Source organism: Streptomyces sp. CBMA123 (assembly GCF_014596465.1).
Lineage (GTDB): Bacteria > Actinomycetota > Actinomycetes > Streptomycetales > Streptomycetaceae > Kitasatospora.
Genome location: NZ_MECK01000023.1, coordinates 1 through 25950, shown reverse-complemented (window position 1 = coordinate 25950; position 25950 = coordinate 1). Strand labels below are relative to the sequence as shown.

Annotated in this window: 11 protein-coding genes; 10 read left to right on the top strand and 1 reads right to left on the bottom strand. The window is 73.8% G+C overall.

The window, feature by feature from the left end:
• Nucleotides 1–278: 278 nt before the first annotated feature.
• The gene (gene eccCa / locus BG452_RS04670) at nt 279–4289 is read right to left on the bottom strand and encodes a type VII secretion protein EccCa (RefSeq protein ID WP_223241755.1); all 4011 of its coding nucleotides are present in this window, start codon (nt 4287–4289) and stop codon (nt 279–281) included.
• A gap of 229 nt (nt 4290–4518) precedes the next feature.
• Here eccCa and eccD point away from each other — a divergent pair, with 229 nt between their 5' ends.
• From eccD to BG452_RS04620, 10 genes are all read left to right on the top strand, one after another.
• Nucleotides 4519–5910, top strand: a complete 1392-nt coding sequence (gene eccD / locus BG452_RS04665) for a type VII secretion integral membrane protein EccD (RefSeq protein ID WP_223241754.1) — start codon at nt 4519–4521, stop codon at nt 5908–5910.
• Between the two features lie 108 nt (nt 5911–6018).
• Nucleotides 6019–7464 (top strand): type VII secretion protein EccB, encoded by a 1446-nt coding sequence (eccB, locus tag BG452_RS04660; RefSeq protein WP_188302868.1) that lies wholly within the window; start codon nt 6019–6021, stop codon nt 7462–7464.
• A 102-nt stretch (nt 7465–7566) separates the two neighbouring features.
• Nucleotides 7567–7914, top strand: coding sequence for a hypothetical protein (locus tag BG452_RS04655; protein ID WP_188302867.1), 348 nt, complete (start codon nt 7567–7569; stop codon nt 7912–7914).
• Nucleotides 7915–7967: 53 nt separating this feature from the next.
• The gene (locus BG452_RS04650) at nt 7968–8255 is read left to right on the top strand and encodes a hypothetical protein (protein ID WP_188302866.1); all 288 of its coding nucleotides are present in this window, start codon (nt 7968–7970) and stop codon (nt 8253–8255) included.
• Entirely contained in the window at nt 8255–8731 is a 477-nt protein-coding gene (locus tag BG452_RS04645; protein ID WP_188302865.1) for a hypothetical protein, read from the top strand. Before BG452_RS04650 ends, BG452_RS04645 begins: the two co-directional genes overlap by 1 nt.
• A gap of 57 nt (nt 8732–8788) precedes the next feature.
• Nucleotides 8789–11050, top strand: coding sequence for a WXG100 family type VII secretion target (locus BG452_RS04640; RefSeq protein ID WP_188302864.1), 2262 nt, complete (start codon nt 8789–8791; stop codon nt 11048–11050).
• Between the two features lie 34 nt (nt 11051–11084).
• Complete coding sequence (locus BG452_RS04635; protein WP_188302863.1) at nt 11085–11552, top strand: YbaB/EbfC family nucleoid-associated protein; 468 nt, start codon at nt 11085–11087, stop codon at nt 11550–11552.
• Nucleotides 11545–11847: a hypothetical protein gene (locus BG452_RS04630; protein WP_188302862.1), complete on the top strand. Its 303-nt coding sequence runs from the start codon at nt 11545–11547 to the stop codon at nt 11845–11847. The genes BG452_RS04635 and BG452_RS04630 overlap by 8 nt, the downstream gene beginning before the upstream one ends.
• Nucleotides 11848–11931: 84 nt before the next feature.
• Entirely contained in the window at nt 11932–25119 is a 13188-nt protein-coding gene (locus BG452_RS04625) for a protein-glutamine glutaminase family protein (protein WP_188302861.1), read from the top strand.
• A gap of 101 nt (nt 25120–25220) precedes the next feature.
• Nucleotides 25221–25667, top strand: coding sequence for a hypothetical protein (locus tag BG452_RS04620; RefSeq protein WP_188302860.1), 447 nt, complete (start codon nt 25221–25223; stop codon nt 25665–25667).
• The last annotated feature ends 283 nt before the right edge of the window (nt 25668–25950 follow it).

Below are 25950 nucleotides of genomic sequence, written 5' to 3'. Positions count from 1 at the left end.
CCTCGTGCAGCGCCGCCGCGGGCGCCGGGGCGGTGTCGGTGTCGGCGCGTCGGCGGGGCAGCCAGCGCCGTGCCCCGGAGGCCTGTTCGGTGGTGCTCATCGCCGCGCCTTCCCGCTGTCGTCCGTGTGTGCGGCGGGTGGTGCCGCCGGGCCCGGGGCGCCGGTGGTGCGCGGGCCCGCCGTGTGCGGGTCCGCCTGTGCGGTGGTGCTCATCGCCGCCCCCTCCCGCCGTCGCCGCGCTCCGCTCCCGCCGCCGTCCGCTCCCGCCGACGCCCGGCTCACCGCCCCGTCCCCCCGCTCCCGCTCCCGTCCCCGTCCCCGTCCCCGTCGTCGACGAGCGCGGTCTGCACCTGCACCGTCCGGCGCCGGGTGATGTGCAGGGCCCGCCCCGGGGGGAACACCCGCGGCTTGGTGTTGCCGAACAGGAAGCCCTCGCTGGGCGGGCAGGACAGCAGCACCGCCGGGGTGTTGACCTCCTCCAGCTTGCGCAGCAGCTGGTCGGAGGCGGCCCGCCCGATGCCGTTGGCGCTGCGCGCCACGATCAGGTGCAGGCCCAGTTCGGCGCCCTGCGCCAGGTAGTCCAGCAGCGGCGCGAACGGATGGGCGCCCATGCTGACGGACGAGCCGGCGACCAGCTCGTAGTCGTCGACCAGGATGAACAGTTCGGGGCCCTCCCACCAGTCCCGCAGCCGCAGCCGCTCCGGCGGGATGTCCGGTCCGGGCAGCCGGTTGGCCATCGCCCGCGCCGCCCCGTCGACGATCTGGCGCAGCACGTCCACGGCGACCGCGTGCCCCAGCCGGTACTCCTGCGGCACCGCGCCCTGCAGCACCCGCCGGTAGTCGACCAGCATGATCCGTGCCTCGTCGGGCCGGTAGGCGGAGGTGATGCCGGCCGCGACCAGCTTCAGCAGGTTGGTCTTGCCCGCCTCGCTGTCACCGACCACCACCAGGTGCGGCGACTCCTCGAAGTCGTGCCACAGCGGGGCCATCGAGACGTCCTGCAGGCCCAGCGGCACCCGCAGCCGGCCCTCGGGGGCGGGCAGCGCCGCCGCGGGCAGGTGCAGCGGCAGCATCCGCACCTCGGGGGCGCGCGGGCCCTGCCAGTGCTCGGCGACGGCGTCCACCAGGTCGGCGACGCCCTCGCCCAGGTCCTCGGTGCCGCCGCTGCCGTCCAGCCGGGGCAGCGCGGTGAGGAAGTGCAGTTCCTCACCGGTCAGCCCGCGGCCGGGGATCTTGGGCACGGTCGCCGCGATGCGCATCCCGATCGCGGAGTCCACCGGGTCGCCCAACCGCAGCTCGAAGCGGGTGCCCAGCAGGTCGCGCAGCGCACCGGTCACCTCGCCCCAGCGCGTGGTGCCCACGACCAGGTGGATGCCGTAGTTGAGGCCCCGCTGGGCGATCAGGGTCAGCGCCGGCGCCAGGTCGGCGAACTCCTGGCGCACCGTGTTCCAGCCGTCGACGACCAGGAACACGTCACCGTGGGCCTCCCCGGGCAGCGAGCCCTCGGCCAGCGCTCGCCGGAACGCCGCCACCGAGTCGATGCCCAGCTCGGCGAAGCTCTGCTCGCGCCGGGCCAGGATGGCGTTGACCTCCGCGACCGTGCGCACCACCCGCTCCGGGTCGTGCCGCCCGGTCACCCCGCCCACGTGCGGCAGGCCGCGCAGCGAGGAGAGCGTGCCACCGCCGAAGTCCAGGCAGTAGAACTGGACTTCGCGCGGGGTGTGGGTGAGCGCCAGGGCCGCCACCAGGGTCCGCAGCAGGGTGCTCTTCCCGCTCTGCGGCCCGCCCGCGACACCGACGTGACCGCCCGCCCCCGACAGGTCGGCGCTCAGCAGGTCGCGCACCTGCTGGAAGGGACGGTCCACCACGCCCACCGGCACCCGCAGGGTGCCCCGGCCCGGATCGTCCTCGGTGGTCAGCCCGTACCCGGCCACCGGCGCCAGCGGCGCCAGCAACTGGTCCAGGGTCGGCGGCACGCCTAGCGGCGGCAGCCACACCTGGTGGGCGGGCGGCCCGGCGTCGACGAGCTTCTCGGCCGCGATCGCCAGCAGGCTGCGGCTCTGCGCCACCTCCTCGGCCTCCGGCTCCTCCACCGGCGCGACGATCTGACGCGGCGCCACGTACCCCGTGCCGTACACCGCGACCTGCCCCGCCGCCGCCTGCCGGCGCACCGCGGCCGGGCGCGGCGCCCGGTAGGACCCGGAGACGTACGCCGCCTTGAACCGGGTCAGCGTGGCGATGTCGCTGCGCAGGAACCCGTTGCCCGGCTGCGAGGGCAGGTGGTACGCGTCCGGCACCCCCAGCACGCCCCGGCTCTCCATCGCCGAGAACGTCCGCAGACCGATCCGGTACGACAGGTGCGACTCCAGGGCGTGCATCCGGCCCTCGTCCAGCCGCTGCGAGGCCAGCAGCAGGTGCACCCCCAGCGACCGCCCCAGCCGGCCGATCATGATGAACAGGTCCATGAAGTCCCGGTGCGCGGCCAGCAGTTCGGAGAACTCGTCGACCACCACGAACAGCGTCGGCAGCGGCTCCAGCGCCGCCCCGCCGGCCCGGGCCGTCTCGTAGTCCAGCAGCGAGCTGTAGTTGCCCGCCGAGCGCAGCAGCTCCTGACGGCGCACCAGCTCCCCGTGCAGCGCGTCGCGCATCCGGTCCACCAGCGCCGCCTCGTCGGCCAGGTTGGTGATCACCGCCGAGGTGTGCGGCAGCCGGTCCAGCCCCAGGAACGTCGCCCCGCCCTTGAAGTCCACCAGCACGAAGTTCAGCACCTCGGAGGAGTGCGTCAGCGCCAGCGCCATCACCAGCGTCCGCAGCAGCTCCGACTTGCCCGACCCGGTCGCCCCGATCAGCATCCCGTGCGGCCCCATGCCGCCCTGCGCCGACTCCTTGATGTCCAGCTCCACCGGCGTGCCGTCCCCGGCGATCCCCAGCGGCACCCGCAGCCGCTCGGCGATGCCGCGCCGCGCCCAGCTGTCCGCCACGTCGTGCCGGTGCAGATCACGGATGCCCAGCAGCGACACCAGGTCGAAGTCCCCGGCCAGCGGCTCCCCGGCCTCCGACTGGTCCCCGATCCGGTACGGCGCCATCAGCCCGGCCAGCCGCCGCGCCGCCGGCAGCGACAGCGCGTCCGCCCGCCCCAGCTCGGTCACCTCGTCCCGGTGGTTGCGGTCCGCGCCGACCATCGCCAGCCCGCCCTCCTCGATCCGCAGCCGCAGCCGGTGCCGCAGCGGCTTCCACTCCAGCGCCTCGCCCAGGTCCAGCAGCACCGCGTTGCGCCACCCCGCCAGCGCCGCCCGGCTGCCCGCACCCACCGGCACACCGTCCAGCACGACCACCGTGAACGGCTCGTCCCGGCCCGGCTGCGCGTCCGGCTCCCACGGCCCGCGCCCCGCGAACTCCGCCCCCAGCACCTGCTCCAGCTCCGCCACCGACCCCGCCACCAGCCGCACCGGCCCCAGCGCGTCGGTGTCCAGCGGGTGCAGCGCGTGCGGCAGCCACTTCGCCCACTCCCACCGCCCCCGCCGCTCCGCGTCGCACACCACCGCGATGCGCAGCTCGTCCGGCGCGTGGAACAGTGCCAGCTGCGCCAGCATCGCCCGCGCCAGCGCCCGCGCCGCCTCCCGGTCCTCGGAGCGCACCAGCACCTGGGCGTAGCCGCGCACGTACACCGCGATCGGCTGGTCCGCGACCGTCCCGTAGGCGTGGATGAACCGGCGCAACGCGTGCGCGCACAACGGCTCCAGGTCCTCCACCGGCTTGGTCGCCAACGGCGCCAGCCGCACCGCCAGCCGCTGGTGCCCCACCCCGATCCGCACGTCACCGAAGTCCGGATGCGTACCGCGCCGCTCCCACAGCCGCGAGGTGCGCACCAGCGAGGCCAGCGACCCCGGCGCCGGATGCCGCCAGGCCAGCGCCTCCTGCTGACGCACGATGTGCCCGCGCACCTGACGGCGCATCTGCGCCAGGTAGCGCAGGTAGTCCCGCCGCTCGGCCCGCAACTCCCGCTTGCGGTCGCTGGACCCGCGGATCAGCGAGGTCACCAGCATGCCCACCGCGGACAGGCCCATCATGCCCATCGCGACGTACGTCATGACCCCGCCGCCCTCACCCGGGCGCAGGAACACGAACACCATCGACAGCGAGCTCAACGCCATCGGCGCCATCGTGATCATGCTCGACATGCCGCTCTGCGACTCCGGCAGGACCGGCGGCTCCTGCAACTGGATCTCGCCGTCGGGCATCGCCGGCCCGGGGCGCCGCGGCGGACGGTCGACCAGCACCACACTCAACGAAAGCGCTCCTCGCACCCGGGGGACGGCCGCGAAGTGCCCCGCCGTCCGGGTCGCCGTCCTTCAGGTCCACGGACGGCGCCCCGCCCCGGGTTCAGCCGCCGCCCCGCCGCGGGTCGGACCCCGCACCCGCCGCAGGTTGAACCCCGCACCCGCCGCGGCCCGTGCCCCAAGGAGGAGACCGCCCCGCCGGCGGCACGGCCACCGCCGAACGGACACGAGGAGAACCTTGAACGGGACCGCCAACGGGACCACAGCCACCGGACTGTGCCGACTGAGGTTCCACGCACCCGACGCGGTGTTCGAACTCGTCATCCCCGCCGACGTACCGCTCGCCGACCTGCTGCCCGCCGTCCTCGACCACGCCGGCGACGGCCTCGACGAACAGGGCACCGGACACGACGGCTGGATCCTCCAACGCCTCGGCCAGGCCCCCCTCGACGAGGAACTCGGCGCCGACGCCCTCGGCCTGCGCGACGGCGAGGACCTCCACCTGCGCCCCCGCCGCGACCCCCTGCCCGAAGTCCACTACGACGACCTCCCCGACGGCCTCGCCACCGGCATGCGCGAACGCCCCGACACCTGGCGCCCCGCCCTCACCCACCACACCGCCCTCGCCCTGGCCGTCACCGCCCTGGCCGGGGGCCTGGCCCTCCTGCTGCTGCCCGGCCCGCCCCAGCTGCGCGCCGGCGCCGCCGCCGTCACCGCACTGTTCCTGCTCCTGGGCGCCCTCAGCGCCTCCCGCGCCGTCGGCGACGCCGGCGCCGGCACCGCCCTGGGCGCCACCGCCGTGCCCTACCTCGCCCTGGCCGGCGCCCTCCTCACCTCCGCCACCGGCCCCTCCGCCACCGGAGCCCGCCTGCTCGCCGGCGGCTGCGCCGGCGCCGGAGCCGCCATCCTGGCCATGGCCGCCGTCGGCTGCTCCGCCCCGCTCTTCCTCGGCCTGGTCCTGCTCGCCCTGCACGTCACCGCCGCCGGCGCCCTGCTGCTCGCCGGACTCACCGCCCCCGCCACCGCCGCCACCCTGGCCGTCCTCCCCGTCGCCACCGCCGCCTTCCTGCCCGGCCTGTGCTTCCGCCTGTCCGGACTGCGCCTGCCCGCCCTGCCCCGCAACTCCGAAGAACTCCAGGAAGGCATCGAAGCCGTCCCCGCCGCCACCGTCCGCTCCCGCAGCACCGTCGCCGACGGCTTCCTGACGGCCTTCCACCTCGCCCTCGCCCCCGTCCTCGCCCTGTGCCTGACCACCCTCACCGGCCAGGACGGCTGGGCCCCCACCGCCCTGACCGGCGCCCTGTCCCTGCTGCTCCTGCTGCACGCCCGCGGCATCGGCTCCATCCCCCAACGCCTGGCCGTTCTCGTCCCCGGCGCCCTGGGCCCCGCCCTGCTCACCGCCCACCTCGCCGCCGGCCAGTCCGCCGCCGCCCGCATCGGCCTGCTCACCGCGCTGCTCGCCACCGCCGCACTGCTGGCCGCCGCCTCCTGGACCGTCCCCGGCCGGCGCCTGCTGCCCTACTGGGGCCGCGCCGCCGACCTGCTGCACACCCTCGCGGCCGTCAGCATCCTGCCGCTCGCCCTCGCCGCGGCCGGGGCCTTCCACGGACTGCGCGCCCTCGGCGGCTGACCCCCCACCAGCCGCCGCACCCGCCGCACGCACCCGCCGCACGCCCCGCCGCCGCACGCACCACGCCCGCCGTACGCACCACCCCCGCCACCGAGGAGAACCACCACCATGCAGTCGAAGCGCGACCAGGTGCAGGCCCACCTGTTCGTGATGGGCCGCCTCGCCACCGGCATGCTCCGCGGCGAACCCGACGCCCCCGACGCCCCCACCGGGCGCACCTCCCGCGGCATCGCCACCGGCCTGGTCATCGCCGCCCTCGCCTGCCTGATCGCCGCCGTCTACGGCGTCCTCGTCCCCGGCGGCGCCACCGGCTGGAAGAAACCCGGCACCCTCGTCCTGGTCAAGGAGAACGGCGCCCGCTACCTCTACCTCGACGGCGCACTCCACCCCCTGCTCAACGAGACCACCGCCCGCCTGCTCGCCGGCGACCAGCTGACCGTCGACCAGGTCAGCGTCCACTCCCTGGCCGACACCCCGCGCGGCACCCCCCTGGGCATCCTCGGCGCCCCCGACGGCCTGCCCGACGCCGACCGCCTCGCCACCGCCCCCTGGCTCGCCTGCGCCACCCAGCGCCCCGACCCCTCCGGCACCCGCCGCCCCCGCCTGGCCCTCGCCGTCGACCCCACCACCCACGGCACCGCCCTCACCGACGGCCAGGCCCTCCTGGTCGCCGCCCCCGACGGCGCCCAACACCTCCTGTGGCACGGCCGCCGCCTGCGCCTGGACACCCGCACCGGCGCCCGCCAGGCCCTCGGCCAGGGCGCCGTCACCGCCCAGCCCGTCACCCAGGCCTTCCTCGACGCCCTGCCCGCCGGCCCCGACCTCGCCGCCCCCGACCTCGACCAGCGCGGCACCCCCGGCCCCGACCTCGCCACCCACCCCACCCGCGTCGGACAGCTCTTCACCGGCCCCGGCGGCAACCCCTACCTGCTCACCGGCGCCGGACTCACCCCGCTCACCCCGATGACCCTGCAACTGCTGCTCGCCGACCCCCGCACCCAGCAGAGCGCCTACCAGGGCACCGCCGCCACCCCCACCGCGATCGGCGCCGCCGACCTCGCCGCCCACACCGCACCCCCCGCCCCCGCCGGCCCGGCCGCCGCCCTGCCCACCACCGCGCCCGAACTGCTCACCGCCCCCCAGGGCCGCGACGTCTGCGCCGAACTGCGCCCCGGCGACCCCGCGCCCACCACCACCCTGGCCCTCGTCGACGACACCGCCGTCCAGGGCCCTGCCCCCGCCGCCCAGCCCGGCATCGAGGCCGCCTGCACCCCCGCCGACACCATCGCGGTACGCCCCGGCGGCGGCGCCCTGGTGCGCGCCCTGTCCACCGCCGGCACCGGCGCCACCCTCTACCTGGTGACCGACAACGGGGCGAAGTACCCGCTCGCCTCACCCGCCGTCGCCAAACAGCTCGGCTACGGCGCCGTCGCCCCCGCGGGCGTGCCCGCCACGCTGCTGGCCCTGCTGCCCACCGGCCCCAGCCTCGACCCGGCCGCCCTCACCGGCGCCACCCCCGCCGGCGCGCCGCCGGGACCGCCGTGCCCGCGCTGAACCCGTACGTCCCGGGTTGAACCCGTACTTCCCGCACGACCGTTGACCTGAAATGAACCCGGTACGGCGAACGCCCCGGGCCCGATGGACAGGAGCCCCCGAATGACCACCCCCAGCCTGCAGACGGACGACGCCTCCGTCCAGCGCATCCTCGCCAGCCTGGAGCACCACCTCGGCATCATGAAGCGCGCCGCCACACAGGTCACCGACGTCAACGACGAGGTCCAGAAGTACTTCCAGGCCGCCTGCAGCACCCAGTACCAGCAGAAGATCAACGACTGGCTGGGCCGGTACCAGCAGCTCCAGGGGGCCTACGACACCTTCCACGGCGCGTTCAGTGCCGGCCACGGCAAGATCAACACCGCCCACGAGGAGGCCCTGGGCCTCACCGGCCAGTGGGGCGGGGGCTCCGGGATCTCCGACAACATCCGCTACACCCTCAACCCCTGAACCCCCGCAGACATCCGTAGACATCCGGACCACCCCACCGAGGAGGACCACCGATGGGCAGCATCAAGCTCCACCACGCCAACATCGACGAGGCGGCCGACGCCCTGCAACAGGCCGGCCAGGCCCTGCACACCGCCATGACCGACTTCGAGACGGCCGTCCAGACCGCCCAGAACGAACTCCAGGGCGACCTCGCCACCGCCGCCAAGACCTTCCAGACCACCCTCACCACCCAGAACAAGGAGATGAACACCGACATCGTCCAGGGCGCCGGCATCCTGCGTGAGATGCACGGCCTGCTGCGCGCCGCCGACGCGGGCGGCGCGGCGGGCATCGGCTGATGACCACGCCGTCCACGGAGGTCGCCACTCTCAGCGTCAACCACGACGACCTGAAGGACTTCGCGTACAAGGTCCTGGCGGCCTGCCTGACCCGACTGGAGAGCGACCCCGGTTTCAAGGCCATGATGGCCTTCGCGGGCAAGAGCGGGGTCGGCAAGGACGCCCTCTTCACCGAACTGCTGACCGGGCAGTTCGAGAGCGGGATCCACCTGCACGACCTGTTCGCCTCCAACCTGGCCGGCAGCGTGCTGCAGGACTTCACGAAGTTCCACCAGCAGCTGGCCAAGGCCCAGGACGACATCTGGTCGTTCCTGAAGCAGATGGAGGCGGCGCACGAGGACGCCCTGACGGCCGCCCAGATGATGCAGATCCTCCAGGACGTCATCGGCGCCGGTGGCGGTGGCGGTGGCGGTGGCGGTGGCGGTGGCGGTGGCGGCGGTGGGGGTGGGGGTGGCGGCGGCGGGGCCGGTCCGTAGCGCCCGCCCGCCGCCGGCCCGTCGACCCCCGCACCCCCGACCCCACTGGAGAACCCCGTGACCACCCCGCCCCCCTCCCAGGCGACCATCCCCTGGGAGGACATCCTCGCCGCCTTCAACTCCAAGAAGACGCCGGTGGACATCGTCAAGCGGGCGGACGTCGCGGGCCCCAAGGCCGCCCCGTGGCTGACCGGGAAGCTCACCAACGAGACGGGGTACTTCGACGACAGCCTGAAGAGCAAGAACCCGAACAACCAGAAGACGGGCGCCGACGGGAGCCCGGCCGACGTCTGGTGGGTGATGAACTTCATCGACGGGTACGCCGCGCACCACTTCCTGATCTCGATCCACATCGACTACTCGAAGTGGGGCAACGACCCCACCGGCCCGCTGTCCAGGTTCAACTGGCAGGGCGAGGACATCCTGCTGCCGATCCTGCCCGACGCGGACGCGCTGACGGGGGACAACGTCAGCACCAAGGGCAACGACGTCATCCACCCGCAGAGCCTGCTGGCCGCCTCCACCGCGATCGACGACACCAAGAAGTGGCTGACCGCCCAGAGCAAGGACGCCCATGAATGGGCCACCAAGATCAATGCGCCGGACAGCAGCTGGGAGGGCGACGCGGCCGGTGAGTTCAAGATGCTCCTGCAGCGCTTCGCCTACGAACTCGACGACCTGAACAACCAGTTGACCGCGACGGACTACGCGTCGATGCTGAAGGCGGCGGCCCACCAGATCGGGGTCACCATCGACGCGCTGCACACCGCGCGCACGAACTGGTACGCGGTCGGCTTCCCGTACCAGTGCATCCTGGAGGTCCTGACGGAGGTCATGGCCAAGAGCCCGCCGACCTGGACCGGGAGCAAGGACGGCTGGAGCTACACCACCGAGCTCGGCGACCCGCGCACCGACGCCTTCTACACCGCGCTCGACGCCCGGGCCAAGGCCCGGTGGCTGCAGAAGGTGTCCACCATGCTCGACGGGCCCGGCAACGCCACGATGACCGACCTCGGGACCTCCTACCAGCCGCTGATCGGAAAGCTGTACTTCGGGCTGGTGCCGGTCGGCCTCACGCTCCCGCCCAAGGACGCGCCGGACCCCAAGGACGTCCCGAACCCCAAGGACGTGCCCAACCCCAAGGACGTGCCCAACCCGCAGGACGGCGGCACCGGGTCCGGGGCCGGCGGCGCGGGCGGCGGCAAGCACCAGAACCTCGACCTCGGCGGCCCCCCGCCGCCGCCGGTCATCGGCGGCAGCGGCACTGGCGGCACTGGCGGCACCGGGGGCGGGATCGGCGGTGGCGGGGGCATCGGCGGCGCCGGCACACCGATCCGCGACAAGGACGGCAAGGTCCTCCTCGACAAGGACGGCAAGCCGATCCTGCTGCCGCCCGGCGGCTACATCGGCGACGGCGGCAAGGTCTACGACGCCGACGGCAAGGAGGTGCTCGGCAAGGACGGCAAGCCGATCGTCGTCCCCCCGGGCGCGAACGTGCCGGCCGGCACCGGCGGAGGCGTCTACGGCGCCAACGCCAAGGTGCCCAAGGGCTCGACCGTGCGCGAGGACGGCACGGTGGTCGACGCCGCGGGCAAGCCCGTGCTGGACGCCAACGGCAACCCGTACGTCCTGGAGAAGGGCGGCTCGATCGCCCAGGACGGCACCCTGCTGGGCGCCGACGGCAAGCCGATCCCCGACTACCTCCAGCGCTCCCGCGACCTGCAGAGCGCCTGGAACTCGATGGGCAGCGGCGGCAGCGGCGGCAGCGGGGGGACCGGCGGCACCGGGGGCCTCGGCGGACTCGGCGGCTTCCCGCACGGGTCCTCCGGCGACACCGTGCCCTGGACGGTCGACCTCGGCTCCGGCACCGGCACCGGCAGCTCCTTCACCCCCCTGCCCGGGCTCTTCGGCGGCCTCGGCTCCGGCGGCGGCGCCGCGGCGTCCACCGGCTCCGGCGGCGCCTCCGGCCCCCGCATCCTCGGCTCCGGCGCCGGCCTGGGCCCCCGCGTCGAGGACAACTTCGCCCAGGGGCCCGGCGGAAAGTCCGGCCCCGCGGCGAGCGCGGCCGCCGCCGAGAGCGCCGCCGCGGAGAAGGCCGCGGCCCAGAAGGCCGCCGCGCTGGCCGCCGAGGAGCAGGCCGCCATGCGCGGCCAGTCGGTGTCCACCAGCGGCGGCATGCCGATGGTGCCGCCGATGGGCGGCGGAATGGGCGCCGGCGGCCAGGGCGAGAAGGCCCGCCAGCGCACCACCTGGCTGGCCGAGGACGAAGAGGTGTGGGGCACCGACACCGGAGCGATCAGCGGCGTGATCGGCCGCTGACCCCACGAAGGAAGCAGACCGGAACAGGAGAGGCATGTCGTACGCGTTCGAGGACCAACTGAACCAGGCCCTGGCCGACCTGGCGGACCAGCAGGCCAAACTGGCCGAGGCCGCCCGCAAGATGCAGGCGATGACCGCCGAGGCCACCAGCAAGGACCGGATGGTCACCGCGAAGGTCGGCCCGCAGGGCGAACTGCTCGCGCTGAACTTCCACACCACCGCCTACCAGTCCATGGCCCCCGCCGAGTTGAGCGCCCTGCTGAAGGACGTCCTCAACGAGGCCAAGGCCCGGATGGGCGAGCGGATCACCGCCGAGATGCGCGGCTTCGAGGGCGTCGGCCAGAGCCTGCGGATGAACTTCACCGGCGAGCGCGGCGACGAGGACCCGTTCGCGGCCGGCGCCGGCCTGGACCTGGAGACGCTGCTCGCCCCGCTCACCGCGATGCGCCCCGGCGCCGGCCGGGCCGCCAAGTCCGTCAGGCAGGAGGAGTTCAATGGGTGACACGCTGCGCCTGGACGGCGACGCCAGGAAGGCGTTCAGCAACTTCGAGGAGGTGTCCGCCCTGGTCGGGAAGATCTCCGGGGAGATGGAGGACATCCACACCAAGAACGTCAAGGCCGGCGGCGGCGACGACATCGGCAAGCAGTACCACGCCAAGATCGACAAGCCGGCCGAGGACCTGTACGGGCTGACGACGAGCATCAAGGCCAAGATCGACGCGATGGCCAAGCACGGCCAGGACACGGTCACCCTCTTCCAGGCCGCCGACCAGCACGGCGTGGACCTGGCGACGTAGCACCCGCCCGCCCGGGTCCGCCCGCCCCTCGTCGCACCGCCAGCCCTTCCCTGCCGTCAGCTCCGTCCCCGGAGGCCCCGCGCCGTGTCCCACTCCTCGATCCACGTCTCCCCGGGCCTGGCGCAGTTCTTCCACATCATCAGCGGCATGCCCTGGCCGGAGTCCGACGAGGGGCTGCTGCGCGACGTCCGGGACGACTACCTCGCCCTGGCCGACGACCTGCCGAAGCTGGCCGGCTACATCCAGGACGCGGTGAAGAACTGCGACCAGCGGATCGAGGGCAAGACCGCCGACGCCTTCCGCAAGGAGTGGAGCAAGTTCGTCGGCACGGACAGCCGGCCCGGACCCCTCGACCAGACCCATGACCTCTGCACCCAACTGGCCGACCTGGCCAACAAGGTGGCCCTCAGCGTCGAGTACACCAAGTGGATGGCCATCGGCCAGCTCATCCAGCTGCTGCTGGAGATCGCCATCGCCATCGCCTGGTCGGTCTTCACCGGCGGGGCCTCCCTCATCGAGCTGGAGTGGCAGAAGATCCTCACCCGGCAGTTCCTGCTCCAACTGGTGAAGAAACTCGTCCAGTTGATCGTGATGCACACCTTCGGCGGCATCATCGGCGGCCTGCTGCTGGACGCGATCATCCAGGGCATCCAGTTCAACCGCGGCGACCGCCACGAGTGGGACACCGACCTCACCAAGCAGGCCGCGATCTTCGGCGCGATCAGCGGCGCGATCGGCGGCCCGCTCAGCATCCTGGGCGAGGGCCTGGGCAAGCTGCTCGGCGCCGGGCTGAGCAAGCTGTTCATGAAGACCGTGCTCGACGACGTCATCAAGGGACTGACCGGGGGACTGGGCAAGGAGATCGGGGAGGGCGCCGCGGGCGACCTCGTCAAGGGCGGGCTCAAGGACCTCACCAAGGGCGCCGCGGGCGACGTCGCCAAGGGCGCGCTCGAGGACCTCGGCAAGGGCGCCGCGGGCGGCGGCCTCAAGGGCCTGGAGAAGGAGGCCGGCCAGGACGTCGGCCGGCTGCTCGGCAACGAGGCCGCCGAACGCTTCGCCGGCGGCATCTCCAAGCTCCTGAAGGACAACGCCGGCTACCTGGCCAAGGGCTTCAAGTCCGGACGCCGCACGGGCGCCGCGATGGGCGAGAAGTTCGTGCGCCAGCTCGGCGACCTCTTCGTGGCCGAGCTCGGCACCGAGATCGGCGAGAAGTTCGCCCGGGAGATGGGCGAGCAGATCGGCCGCCAGTTCGCCGAGCACTCGCTCAAGACGGTGGCCAAGCAGGCCAGTCGGGAAGCGCTCACCGAGGCCCTGGAGAACCTCGCCAAGAAGGACAGCAAGCTGGTCGCGCTCACCCCCGAACTCAAGATGCTGGTCGACAAGATGCCCGAACTCGCGGGCGGCATCAACACGATGAACAAGTGGTTCCACGTCGGGCAGATGCTGGGCGGCCAGTTGGAGTCGGGCGTCAACCAGTACCTCACCGAGGGCATCTACAACACCATCTACAACGGTGAGTGGCAGGCCAACGGGATGAGCTTCGTCGGCGGCTTCATGATGTCCGGGATGCACCACATGCTCATGGGCCTCGCCTCGCCGCTGACCGCCCGGTACGCGGACTTCGTCCGCAGCCTGGACAGCTCCCGGATCGAGGAGAACGGCGAGTACTACAGCACCTTCCACCCGCTGAACTTCCTCGCGGTGATCAGCACCATGGGCGGCCACCCGGCGCCGTTCCCGGTGCGCCGGCCCGGGCACATCAGCGAGATCCTCGGGGAGACGCTGTCCCCCGAAGGCGTCCTCGCCGACCCCGGAGGCAAGACCGGCTTCAACTCATCCGTCGACGGGGCATTGGACCCGAAGACCTCCTACCGGCAGGTCAGGACCCAGTCCGACGGCGAGGAGACCGCCGGTTCCAACGGGTCGAAGTCCGGGACCCCCACGAAGGGAGGGCCCGGGAACACCAGGCCCGGCGGCGCCACCACGGGCGGCCCCAAGAGCCCGAACGGCGACGGGAAGCCGGTGGAGGGCGGGGAGCGCGGCGCCACCGCGACGTCCTCCGCGGACGCCGGCGGCCAGGACGGCACCGGGAAGCCGAAACCGCCGCCCAAGCACCCCGACCACCGCACCACCGTCGTCGAGGAGAGCGCCGAACCGCCCCTGCACGTGCCCTCGAACGCGACCAGCGGCGGCACGGGCGGGCACGGGCAGTCGCAGTCGCCCGCGAACGCCGACGTCCGGAACGAGGCGACCCCGCCACCGCGGGTCCGTACCAGCTCCGGTGGCTCCGGCGACGGCACCGCACCGGCCAACCCCGGCCACCCGGACCCGAACCGTCCCGACCCGCAGCGCCCGGATCCGCAGAACCCGGACCCGAACCGTCCCGACCCGCAGCGCCCGGATCCGCAGAACCCGGACCCGAACCGTCCCGACCCGCAGCGCCCGGATCCGCAGAACCCCGACCCGAACCGTCCCGACCCGCAGCGCCCCGACCCGCAGAACCCCGACCCGAACCGCCCCGACCCGCAGAACCCGCTGCCGCCCGCCACCCCGCCGCGTGACCCGAAGCCGGACGTGCCCGGCGGCCAGCACACCCCCGACACGGCCCCGATCCACTCCACCACCGCCTCCGGCCGCCCCTACCACCACGTCGAGGCCCCCGAGCACGCCGAGGCGCCCGCCGCCGACGAGCGGAGCGCGGCCTGGCAGGACCGGCAGCGCTCCCTCGCCGAGGACCACGACACCCGGCTCGCCGAGGCCGAGGCACGCGAAGAGACCCGCCGCGCCGTCGAGGACCGCCTCACACAGGGCGCCGCCCGCCTGCCCCGGGAGCTGCGCCCCCTCGTGACACCGGACACGCCGGTGTGGCGCCGGGCAGCGGAGTCCTTGCGGGAGGACATCGAGGCGCGCCCGCACGAGCGGGAGTCGATCCTCGACTCCGCCACGGACCGCCTGGAGCTGGCCGGTGCCCGCGAGCTCGCGCTCACCTTCGCCGTCCGCCGCTTCGACCGGCTGCTGGCCGACCGCGGCCTCGGGCCCGAGCACTCCGGCGACCACACCCGGGCGGAGATCCGCCGCGAGGCTGCCGAACGGTTCCGGACCGACGCCGAACAGGACGTCGCCCAACTGTTCACCGCCCGAACCGACTTCACCCCCGAGCGCAACGCCCTGGCCGCCCGGGCGCTGGAGCGCCGCCTGCGGGAGGCCGCCCGGGACCTGGACCTGCGCCAGGCGCGGGCCGAGGCGATCGGGCAGATCGACCGGGCGGTGGACGACGCCCACTCCCAGTGGTCGACGCAGCAACTCTCCGAGAAGGACCGCGCGCTGCTGGAGGCGGCCGGCGTGCCGCAGGACGTCCGCCTGTCACCCGAGGCCCGCGACCTGATGGCCGACGCCCTGCGGGAACGCATCGAGGACCTGCACGGCGACGACGAGTCCTTCCAGCTGATCGAGGAGGAGGGCGAGGCGGGCGGCGAGGAGCTCGCCCCCGTCGACCCGACGCGCCTGGGCCGGACCCGCTTGGACGAGGACTTCCGGGAGGCCCTGGACCGCTACCGCGACGGGCTGTCCCACGACTTCGCCGTCCAGGCGGTCCGCGAGGCCGTGCTGAAACGCTCCGTCGACGCGGTCGACGACGCGGCCGCGGCCTGGAAGGACACCGCCCCCGACCAGTTCGGCCCCGAGGCGCTGCGCGAACTCGGCCTCGCCGACGGCCCCTCCCCGCGCGCGGTCGCCGCTGCCCGCGCCGACCTCGCCCGCCGCACCGACCGCCTGGTCGCCGAGCACACCGCCGCCGACCGCGACCCCGCCCGGCTCAAGGCGGAACTGGACCGGCTCACCTCCCCGGCCGAGGCCAACCGCCTGCTGGCCCTGCACGGCGCCCGCGAGGAGGCGCTGCGCGCCGCCGAGGACACCGCCCGCACCGAGGTCCCGCACGACCTGGGTGGCCCGGAGACCACCGAGCGCGGCGACGACACGGCCGCCGCGGTCGAGACCGCCCTGGGCCGCGCGACCCGCGGCACCCGCACCGAGGGCTCCGACCCCCCCGCCTCCAGCGCCGCCCGACGGGTGCGCGAGGGTTACACCGAGCGGATCCGTGCCGCCTTCGAGGAGTCCTTCCGCTCCCTGCTGCGGGACCCGGACACCGACCACCGCGCCCGCCTGACCGAGCAGCTGGAGATCTGGCGGCGCAAGCGCGACCGGCTGACCAGGGGCCTGGAACAGCACGTGGCCTTCGAACGCGACGTCCTGCCCGCCCGCGAGCACGCCGCCGCCGGCTACGACCGCCTCGCCGAGGACCGCCAGGTGCCGGAGGAGGAGATCCGCCGGCTGAAGACCGAGTACGGCGGCGACTTCTTCGACGCCTACCGGGAGCACTGGGCGCCGAAGGATCTGGACGGAGAACGCTGGCGCGACCACGAGGCGGCCAACGAGAACGTCTTCGCCCGCCGCCCCGACACCAGGCCCGAGGCCGACACCAGGCCCGAGGCCGACACCAAGCCGGAGGCCGGCAAGACCCCCGCCGGCCCGCTCACCCCCGCCGGCACCCCCCACCCCGCACACGAGGACGGCGACGGACACTCCCGGGACGGCCACGAGGAGCAGCCGGAGCACGAGGAGCAGCCGGAGCACGAGGAGCAGCCGGACCACGAGGAGCCGGAGCACACCCACCCGGTGGCGCAGCGCACGCCCGCCCAGGCGCCGGCCACCCCGGCCACCCCGCTCACCCCGGCCACCCCGCTCACCCCGGCCCCCGTCGAGCCGGCCGCGTCCGCAGGCCCGCTGCTGCCCGCCTCCGCCTGGGCCGACATCCGCACCCTCGCGCCGCCCGCCCGGATGGACACCGTGCGCTTCGACCCCCGGGTGCGCGGCCAGGGCGGCCGGGGCGACATCGCCGGCCCCGGGGTGCGCGAGCAATACGAGAACCGGCAGTCTTCGAGCCTGGGCGGCCTGCACGGCGCCGACACCGCGATCAGCTACGACGTGCGGCGCTTCGAGGCCCAACCGGGCCACTGGGTCACCGAGTTCACCCTGAACCTGCACCTTCAGGGACCGGACGGCCGCCCGCTGGAGCAGGCCGCCGCCGCCCGGATGCTCGACCGGACCCGGGCGGTGGTCGCCGACCGCTTCAACGAGCGCTTCCGCCTGCCCGGCGGCGACCAGGTCCACCTGCGGGTCGAGAGCGCCCAGGACGCCGCCGGCGCCCACCAGAGCATCACCGTCCTGCCCGGCTCCGGGCGCAGCGACCAGCTCCACTGGTACGACCAGAGCCCGCCCGGCGTGCTGCTGCACGAGGCGCTGCACTTCCTCGGCCTCCCGGACGAGTACGTCGAGCCGGCCGCCAAGCCGGGCGACGCCTTCGTCCTTCGCCGCCGCGACCGCTGGGCGGGCGAGAACGGGGTGATGGGCACCTCGGCCCACCGGGACGACTTCACCGTGCTGCCCCGCCACCTCCAGCGCATCGAGGACGTCCTGCACTCGGGTCCGGTCCTGCGCGACCTGACCCACGGCCAGTACCGCTCCCACCAGGAGACGACGGCGGACGCCCCGGCCCTCGGAGAGCACCCCTCCCACGACGACCCGCCGGTCCGGGAGAGTGGCGCCGGCGGCCTCCTGGCGCCATCTGCCGCACCGCCGCTCGCCGCCGATCCGGTCGCGGTGGACCTGGCCCGGCGTCACCTGGACGCCGCGGCCCAGAACCCGGCGCTGCACCAGTTCATGGGCTGGATCAAGGGCGGCGGGTACACGAGCAAGCGCGACGAAGAGGGCATGCTCGCGATCAGGGCCGGGGATCGGTACGAGTCCCTGCTCGGCGACGTGCAGAGGTTCCTCGACCACGCGCAGGCGCTGCACCCGGCCGGGGCGCAGCCGGCGGGGGAGTCCCTGCGGCTGTACCGGGCGGTGCGGCTGGACTCCGAGGCCCGGGGCCGGGAGGGGTTCACCGAGCTGCTGCCCGCGTCCACCTCGTTCAGCCGGGAGTTCGTCCAGGACTGGATGTCGAACGGGGGCGGCGGCGACAACTACGCGCTGTTCGAGATCCGGGTGCCGCTGTCCCACCCGATGCTGGCGCTGTCCTTCCCGCCGGGCCACACCAGGGCGCAGGGCGACCCGGAGCCGGTGAACGAGGCGCAGTCGGAGGTGACGCTCGGCCCGAGCCGCCTGACGGTGACCGGACGGGAGGAGGACGGGGGCTTCCACGTCATCCGGGTGGACGCCGAGCCCATGACGGTCGCCGGCATCCGCACCGAGGTCGACAACTGGACCAGTCCCATGTCGATGCCGGTCGCGTTCGAGAAGTTCACCCGGTTCTACAGTGAGGGCTCGCTGCGGGCCGCCTACTCCCGCGTCCTGGAGCCCCACCACCGCATCACGGAGACGTGGTCCGCCGACGGTAGCCGGAAGACCGTCAGGATCGAGCACCCCCGCGATCCGCTCGGCCAGTTCGCCGAAGTGACGATCCACCACGAAGGCGATTCCGTTTCGCTCCGCTGGCGCTTCCGCGACGAAACGGTCTACGGAGAGGAACCGCACGAGGGGGATCCGCTGGTCTACGGCGCCCAGAACATCGGCACCGTGAGCGTGAGCCTGCGCTCCCAGAAGCTGAACGAGAACACCAGCTTCGAGTCCATCGACCTCCCCTACGACTGGTACGACCTCGACCAGGCGCAAGCGGAGGAGGAGGCGGGTCAGCCCCTGGTGGACTCGAACGCCGACGACCTGCGGCAGTCGGCCGCCGCGCCGCCGCTCCCGGAGCACGAGACGCAGGCGCCGGGAGCCGGGCCCCTGGTGCCGGCGCCGCTCCCGGACCCGCCGGCCGTCGACCGCGGCGGCGACCTGCGCACGGCACTGGTCCACCACGAAACCTCGGGCGCCTACCGGCTGGACGACCCGGGCGCCGACCCCCAGGCCCGGCAGCGGATGGCCACGGCACTGGACCGCTTCCCGGTCGACGAACGCTTCCTCACCGTGGCGATGCACACCGGCTCCGACGGCGTGCCGCTCTGGAAGGGCACCCGTCTCACCGAGGGCGAAGCCGCCGGCCTGCTCGTCTCGTTGCGCGAACAAGGGGTGTGGGACGGGGTCAAGCCCGTTCAGCTGGTGGCCTGTTCGGCGGCCCGCGGGGGTGACCAATCGTTCGCCGCGGGCGTGCTGCGGCAGTTGCGCCTGCGCCTGCCCGGCCGGGACCTGGAGGTCTACGCCCCCAAGGGCCTGGCCTGGTTCGCGCCCCCGGTCGCGGGGCCGTTCCGCAGCGATCCGCACGGTGCCGGCGCACTGGTGGTCGGCAGGCAGCTCGCCTTCGACGGTTCCGGCCGACCCGTCCTGGTGGACGGAGGCAACTGGGCGGGGCTGACGGCCCCGCGGGACCCTGGCGCCCCGATCACGGTCCGGGACCTCGGTGCCCACCTGCCGGTGGACAAGACCCTCCCGCCGCGTTCGACGTCGGCGCCCGAGGGCTACACCGCGGTCCCGGGCGGAGCCCCGTCGCGCGAGCGGGAACTGGCGCCCCAGAGCGACGCGATGGCGTTCTCCGGGCGCCGCAGGCGCGACGACGGGACCGACGACGAGGGCTCGAACCCGGACCCGGGTGCGGGCCCGAGCTCGGGAAAGCGCGTCCGGCCGAACGACCCCGCCTCGTCGGACGAGGAGATGGCGTCGGACGACGGCAGCAGCGAGTCCGAGCCCGGGTCCGGGTCCGGGTCCGAACTCGGTTCCGAGGCGGAGGAGCGCGAAGACTACGACGACTTCCTGGAGACCGTGGCAACCCGCTCCGACCGGCTCGCGGACATGTCGGGGAATGCCGAACGGGGCAACGCCCCGCAGGCGGTCCACGACCGGATCCGTGCCGAGCAGGACGTGCTGACCGCGATCCTGAACGTCGGCCCGCTCCGCTCGGTGCGGGCCGCCGACGCGCTGCTGGGGCTGCTGAACCACACGACGGAGAACCGCAGGGCGTACCTGGCGGAGCGTCGCGGCGAACTGGCCGGCCGTACCTCCGAGCGGCCCTCCGAAGGCCAGTTCCAGGCGCTCCACGCCGCGGTGATGAGCCGCTACCAGCCCGACGCCCCGGACCGCGTCGACGGCTGCGAGTTCCGGGCCCACGCGCTGTCCGAGCTCATCGACCTGGCCGCCCCGCGCACCGGCCGCCGGCACCTCGCCAAGATCTGGGCCTCCCCCGGGAGCGCCGACGGGCGCCTCCACCAGCAGCACCGGTGGAACCACCACGTCGCCGTGGTGGTCGACACGGCGGCCGGGGAGCGGGTGATCGACCCGCTGCTCTTCCCCCACGGGACGGTCACCCCGGAGCAGTGGCGGGACGCCCTCGCCGTGCCCGGGCAGCCGGCGCCGCTGACGCACCGGGCGCCGTGGGAGTTCTTCGGCGGCCCGGACCGCGACGGCCGGCTGAGCGCGGGCTCCGCCGTGCTGATCGACGATGCGACCAGGGAGCAGATCGACGCGCGCAAGCACGCGGAGCCGGCCCCGATCGGGGGCGCGTTCACCTTCGGGGAACCCGATGCCACCAGCACCGGCCTCACCCCGCCGGCCGAGGCCCGGCCCGAGCCGGTGGCCTCCGCCGACAGGGCCGCCGACGGCAGCGCGGACGGCAACGGCAGCCTCCGCCAGCCCGCCGCCGCGCCCCCGGCCCCGGTCGACCCGGTCGCTGTGGACCTGGCCCGGCAGCACCTCGACGCCGCGGCCCAGAACCCGGATCTCCACCAGTTCATGGGCTGGATCAAGGGCGGCGGGTTCACGAGCAAGCGCGACGACGAGGGCATGATCGCGATCCGGACCGGGGAGCGGTACGACTCCCTGCTCGGCAAGGTGCAGAGCTTCCTCGACCACGCGCAGGCGCTGCGCCCGGCCGGGGCGCATCCGACGGGGGAGTCCCTGCGGCTGTACCGGGCGGTGCGGATGGACCCCGAATCCCGGGGCCGGGACAGCTTCACCGAACTGCTGCCCGCCTCCACCTCCTTCAGCCGGGAGTTCGTCCAGGACTGGATGTCGAACGGGGGCGGCGGCGACAACTACGCGCTGTTCGAGATCAACGTGCCGCTGTCCCACCCCATGCTGGCGCTGTCCTTCCCGCCGGGCCACACCAGGGCCCAGGGCGACCCGGAGCCGGTGAACGAGGCGCAGTCGGAGGTGACGCTCGGCCCGAGCCGCCTGACGGTGACCGGCCGGGACGACGAGGGAGGCTTCCACGTCATCCGGGTGGACGCCGAACCCATGACGGTCGCCGACATCCGCGCCGACGTCGCGAACTGGACCAGCGGCATGTCGATGCCGGTCGCGTTCCAGAAGTTCACCCAGTTCTTCAGCGACCGCTCGCTGCGGGCCTCCTACGCCGGCGACCTCGGGCCCTTCCACCGCATCAGCGAGACGTCGTCGCCGGACGGCCTCACGAAGACCGTCAGGATCGAGCACTCCCACGAACAGCTGGCCGGACAGTTCCTGGAAGCGACGATCCGTCATGAAGGCGAGTCCGTCTCCATCCTCTGGCGCTCCAGCGAAGACACGGAGCCGCGGGAGCCGATGGTCTACGACGCCGACAGCATCGGCACCGTGAGCGGGGGCCTTCGCTCGCAGAAGCTGGCCGAGAACCCCAGCTTCGAGATGCTGGACCTCCCCTGGGACTGGTTCGACTACCGGGTGCTCAAGCCGGAGGACACAGGCCTGCCGCTGTCGGCCTTCGGCGGCACCGCCGCCGGCTGGCGGATCGGCCCGAGCGAGGTGCCGCAGGCGGAGCGCGACGCGCTGCGGAACTTCCCCGAACAGCCCGGGGTGTTCGTCGTGCCCGTGCACACGGACGAGGGCACCGGTCTTCCGCTCGGCCCCGACGGGCCGCTGTCCGCCCACCAGACGGCGGGCGTCCTGTACGGCCTCCACCGCTCCGGGGTCTGGAACGGCACCGACACGGTGCAGTTCGTGGCGTGCAACCTGGGCGGCGGTCCGGCGCACGAGTTCGGCGCCGAAGTGACGCGCTGGCTCAAGGAACTGGACCTGGGGACCACTGCGCTGACCGCGACCGGTCCGGTGTACTTCGCCCCGCGCGAGAGCGGCCCGGGGCACCTGGTGGTCGCCTCCGACGTCGGCTTCACCGAGGACGGCCACCCGGTCATGGTGGGCGGCGGCCACTGGCGGGAGTTCCGGGCGCTCCGGGACGACTCCGGCGACATCCAGGTCCAGGCCGAGGACCACCGGGCCCACCGGGCACCGGACGGCTCCTTCCACGACCACCCCGACGGCTACCGGCTGGTGGAGTCGATCGACCCGGCGCGCCACAACGACCAAGCGGTGCGCTTCCTCCAGCCGACCCCCGAACAGAGGGCCGCCGGCGCCGACCTGTCCCTACGCCACCTGACCACGGCCCGACCCGACAGCGCCCTGCGCACGTTCATGGGACAGATCCGCACCGGAGCCTTCACCAACCTGCGCAACCCGGCGGGCCGGCTGATCCACCGGGAGGGCACGGCGACCTACGCCACGATGATGGGCAACCTGGAGCGGTTCTTCGCCCATGCGCAGGACCTCCAGCCCCCGGCGGGGCAGCCGCACGCCGAGGGAACCCTGCTCCTGTACCGGGCGGTGCGGATGTCGGAGCAGACCCGGGAGCAGCAGAGCTTCACGGAGATCGTGCCGTCGTCCACCTCCTACGACCGGCAGTTCGTCCAGGAGTGGATGTCGAACCCCGACGGCTACGCGCTGTTCGAGATCCAGGTCCCGCTGACCCACCCCATGCTGGCCCTGTCGTACCCGCGGGACCACATGCCCCCGGGCGCCCCCACGGAGGTCAACCCGGGCCAGTACGAGGTGACGCTCGGCCCGACCCGGCTCACGGTGACCGGGCGGGAGGAGGAGGGCCCCTACCACGTCATCCGGGCGGACGCCGAGCCCATGACGCTCCACGACGTCACGGAGACGATCGCGGGCTGGACGAACGACATGCCGATGGAGCACGCGTTCGACCTGTTCGCCGGGTTCTACGGCGAGGCCGCGCTGCGCGCCGCCTTCCCCGACGACCTGCGGCCCGACCACCGCATCACCGAGCGGCAGTCCGCGGACGGGCGGGAGAAGACGGTCGAGATCACCCCGTCCCACCCGAAGCTGACCGGCCAGAGCGTTACGGTCCACCTCAGGCTGGAGCAGGACGGGGCACTCACGGTCGAACTCCACAACAGCGTCGACATCGCCGAGGGCGACGCTCCGGCGGTGTTCCGGTACACCGCCGAGAACATCCACGAGGTGAGCGCCTACCTGGAGGAGGGCACCCTGGCGAAGACCGCCCCCTTCGACACGATCAACCTCCCGGCGGACTGGTACTGGACCGACCCGGTACCGAAGGCGGGCGAAGTCGGCGCGCCCCTGGCCGCGTTCGGGGGCCCCGCACACGGCTGGTGGCTCGGCAACCCCGAGCCGTCGCCGGCGGAGCGGTACGCCCTGGCGCGCTTCCCCGCGCAGGAGGGCGTGTTCACGCTGCCGGTGCACACCGACCCCGACACCGGAAAGCCGGTGCTGGACGGCGAGGAACTGACCGAGGACCGGGTCGCCGGGATCCTGGCCGGGCTGCACGCGGGCGATGTCTGGAACGGCACCGACCGGCTGCAGTTCGTCTCCTGCAACCTCGGGAAGGCGCCCGGCCTCGACTTCGTCACCGAGGTGATGCGCCAGCTCGGCCTCGCCGACCTGGGCAGCAGCGCGCTGGTCGCGACGGGCTCGGTGTACTTCACCCCGCGGGTGGACGGCACGGACGGCCCCGGCCACCTGGTGGTCGCCTCCGAGGTCGGCTACACGGCCGACGGCGTGCCGGCCATCGTCCCCGGCGGGCACTTCCGGGAGGTCACCCGGCCCACGGCGGACGGCCCGACGCCCCCGGTCGTGGACCGCGGGGCCCACCTGCCCGCCCCCGCCCGCCCGGAGCGGGACCGGGAGCGCCCCGAGGGCTACGAGCGCGCCGAGCCGGGCACCCTCGACCCGAACCGAGAGCCGGAGGGCGCGCTGGCCTTCGGGAAGAACACCAAGAAGAAGGCCGCCGCCGATCGCCCCGACACCAACTCGGCGGAGGGGGTCGAGAGCGCGCTGTCGGGCAGGACGGTGCCGGCCGACGCGCCGGAGGCGGCGAAGCCGGAGGAGGGGACGGTCGCGAAGGGCAAGGAGAGGGCCGACGACCCGGGTCCCGACTCCGACGTGGTGGCCAAGCCGCAGGAGAAGCCGGTGGCGAAGGGCAAGGAGAGGGTGGACGACCCGGAACCCGCCCCGGTGAAACCGCAACCGGATCCCGACTCCGTGCAGGCGGCGACGACGGTCCTGGACGACTCCCTCTTGGAGCAACTCTTCACCGGCACCGACAAGACCGTGACCTACGCCGTCATCGGCCTGGCGTTGAAGGGCGACAAGAGCTGGCAGACGACCGAGGCCGTCACCAACGGCAAGGACGAATCCATCAACGACAGCCGCTCGCTCAAGGCCGCCGCCCGGTGGGCGGGCGAGAACGGCTTGTGGACACAGCGCTACGACGCCGAGGTGAAGGGGCTGGCGAAGGCATTCCAGCAGATGAAGGACTGGGGCTTCGAGCAGGTCCCCCACCCCTCCGCAAAGCCGCCGGGCAAGCCGCCGGAGAAGGCGGCGTCCCCACAGTCGGGGGCCGAACTGCCCGCCCAGCCCGAGGGCGCGCTCATCGTGCTCTCCTCCCGGGGTACGTGCGCAAGCTGCAAGTCCGTCGTCAAGGACTTCCAGGACGCGTTCCCGGGGGTCAGCGCCTACGTGGGGTACACGATCGCCGCCCAGCAGAAGTCGACGGTGTCGGAGCAGCCCCGTACCTACCTCAAGGACGGCAAGGACGTGGAGGGCCTCATCGAGTACGGCTGGAAGGAGACGGCCAGGCTCAACTCCACCAGCCCGTACGTGCCCAAGGGGAAGGACATCGCCTTCAAGTACTTCCCCTCGAAGAACGGCGAGGCCGCCTGGAACCAGCGGCTCGTGGACCGGGCGGCCGAGCAGGAGGAGGCAGCACGGCGGGCGGCCGAGGAAGAGGCGCAGGCGGCCAGGGCCAATGCGGTGAACGTGATCGACAAGGGGGTCAAGCCGGCGTCGGCCAGGGCGGTCACGGCGTTCGCCAAGACCTACAAGGGGAAGCCCGAGGACTTCGTCAAGGAGCTGAACACCCACATGCGGCAGGGCATCGTGGCGTGGAAGCCCTCCCCTGAAGTGCAGGCCGCCCTCCTGCTCTGGTACGAGAAGGACCAGAGGCCCGACCTCAAGGGCAGCGCCGCCTGAGCCGGCAGGCGCCCCGCCCGGTGAACGCCGCCCGTCCCGGCGCCGTTGACCCGGGTGAGGGCGCCCCGGCCGGGGCGCCGGCACGCGAGCGGGAGCAGGACGTGGATCAGCAGCAAGGGCGGGCGGCGGAGCCGGAGTTCCGGCTGGCGGCGGTGTTCGACCTGGTCGACCCGGTGATCGGGCCCGGTTTCTCGGCGGACCACCCGCTGGTGCGGGACGGCGGGCAGCGGGCCGACCTGCTGGAGTACCTGCGGTCCGGCGCCGAGGTGCTGGTGACGCCGATGCTGATGGACGACGTCTTCGACGCCTCCCGCCGGGGCGCCGTCCCGATGAACTACCGCACCGACGGCGAGTGGATCTGGACCGACACCGTCGCCTACTACCTGGAGGAGTACGACCTCGCCCCCGAGCCCGGGCTGCTCGCCCACCTGCGCGAGCGCACCGGGCCGTGCCCGCAGCCGTCCCCGCAGACCCTCCAGCGGGCGGTCGACTTCGTCCTCCACCCGCCGCGCCCGGCCGAGCCGGCGTGGCGCCTGGAAACCGGCTGAACCCGGCGTCACGTGCCGTCCGTCGATTGGGGGAGGGGCGGTTCCCGCCGCGGCCGGTGCGGCCGGGGCGGCCGGCCCCGTCGGGCGTCGTCGTCGTGGGCCAGGGAGTGCGGGTGGGCAGGGAACGCAGTGCGCGGGGGAACGGGTCGTCGGGCGGGGGCATCCAACTGCCCGCCGTGGCCTGGGAGGTCCCCGAGCCGGCAGCGGAGTCCGGGGCACCGGGCGAGGGTACGGCCGCCGGCGCGGCGCAGGCGCCCGCGGCGGTGGGCGCCGCCGGGGCGGT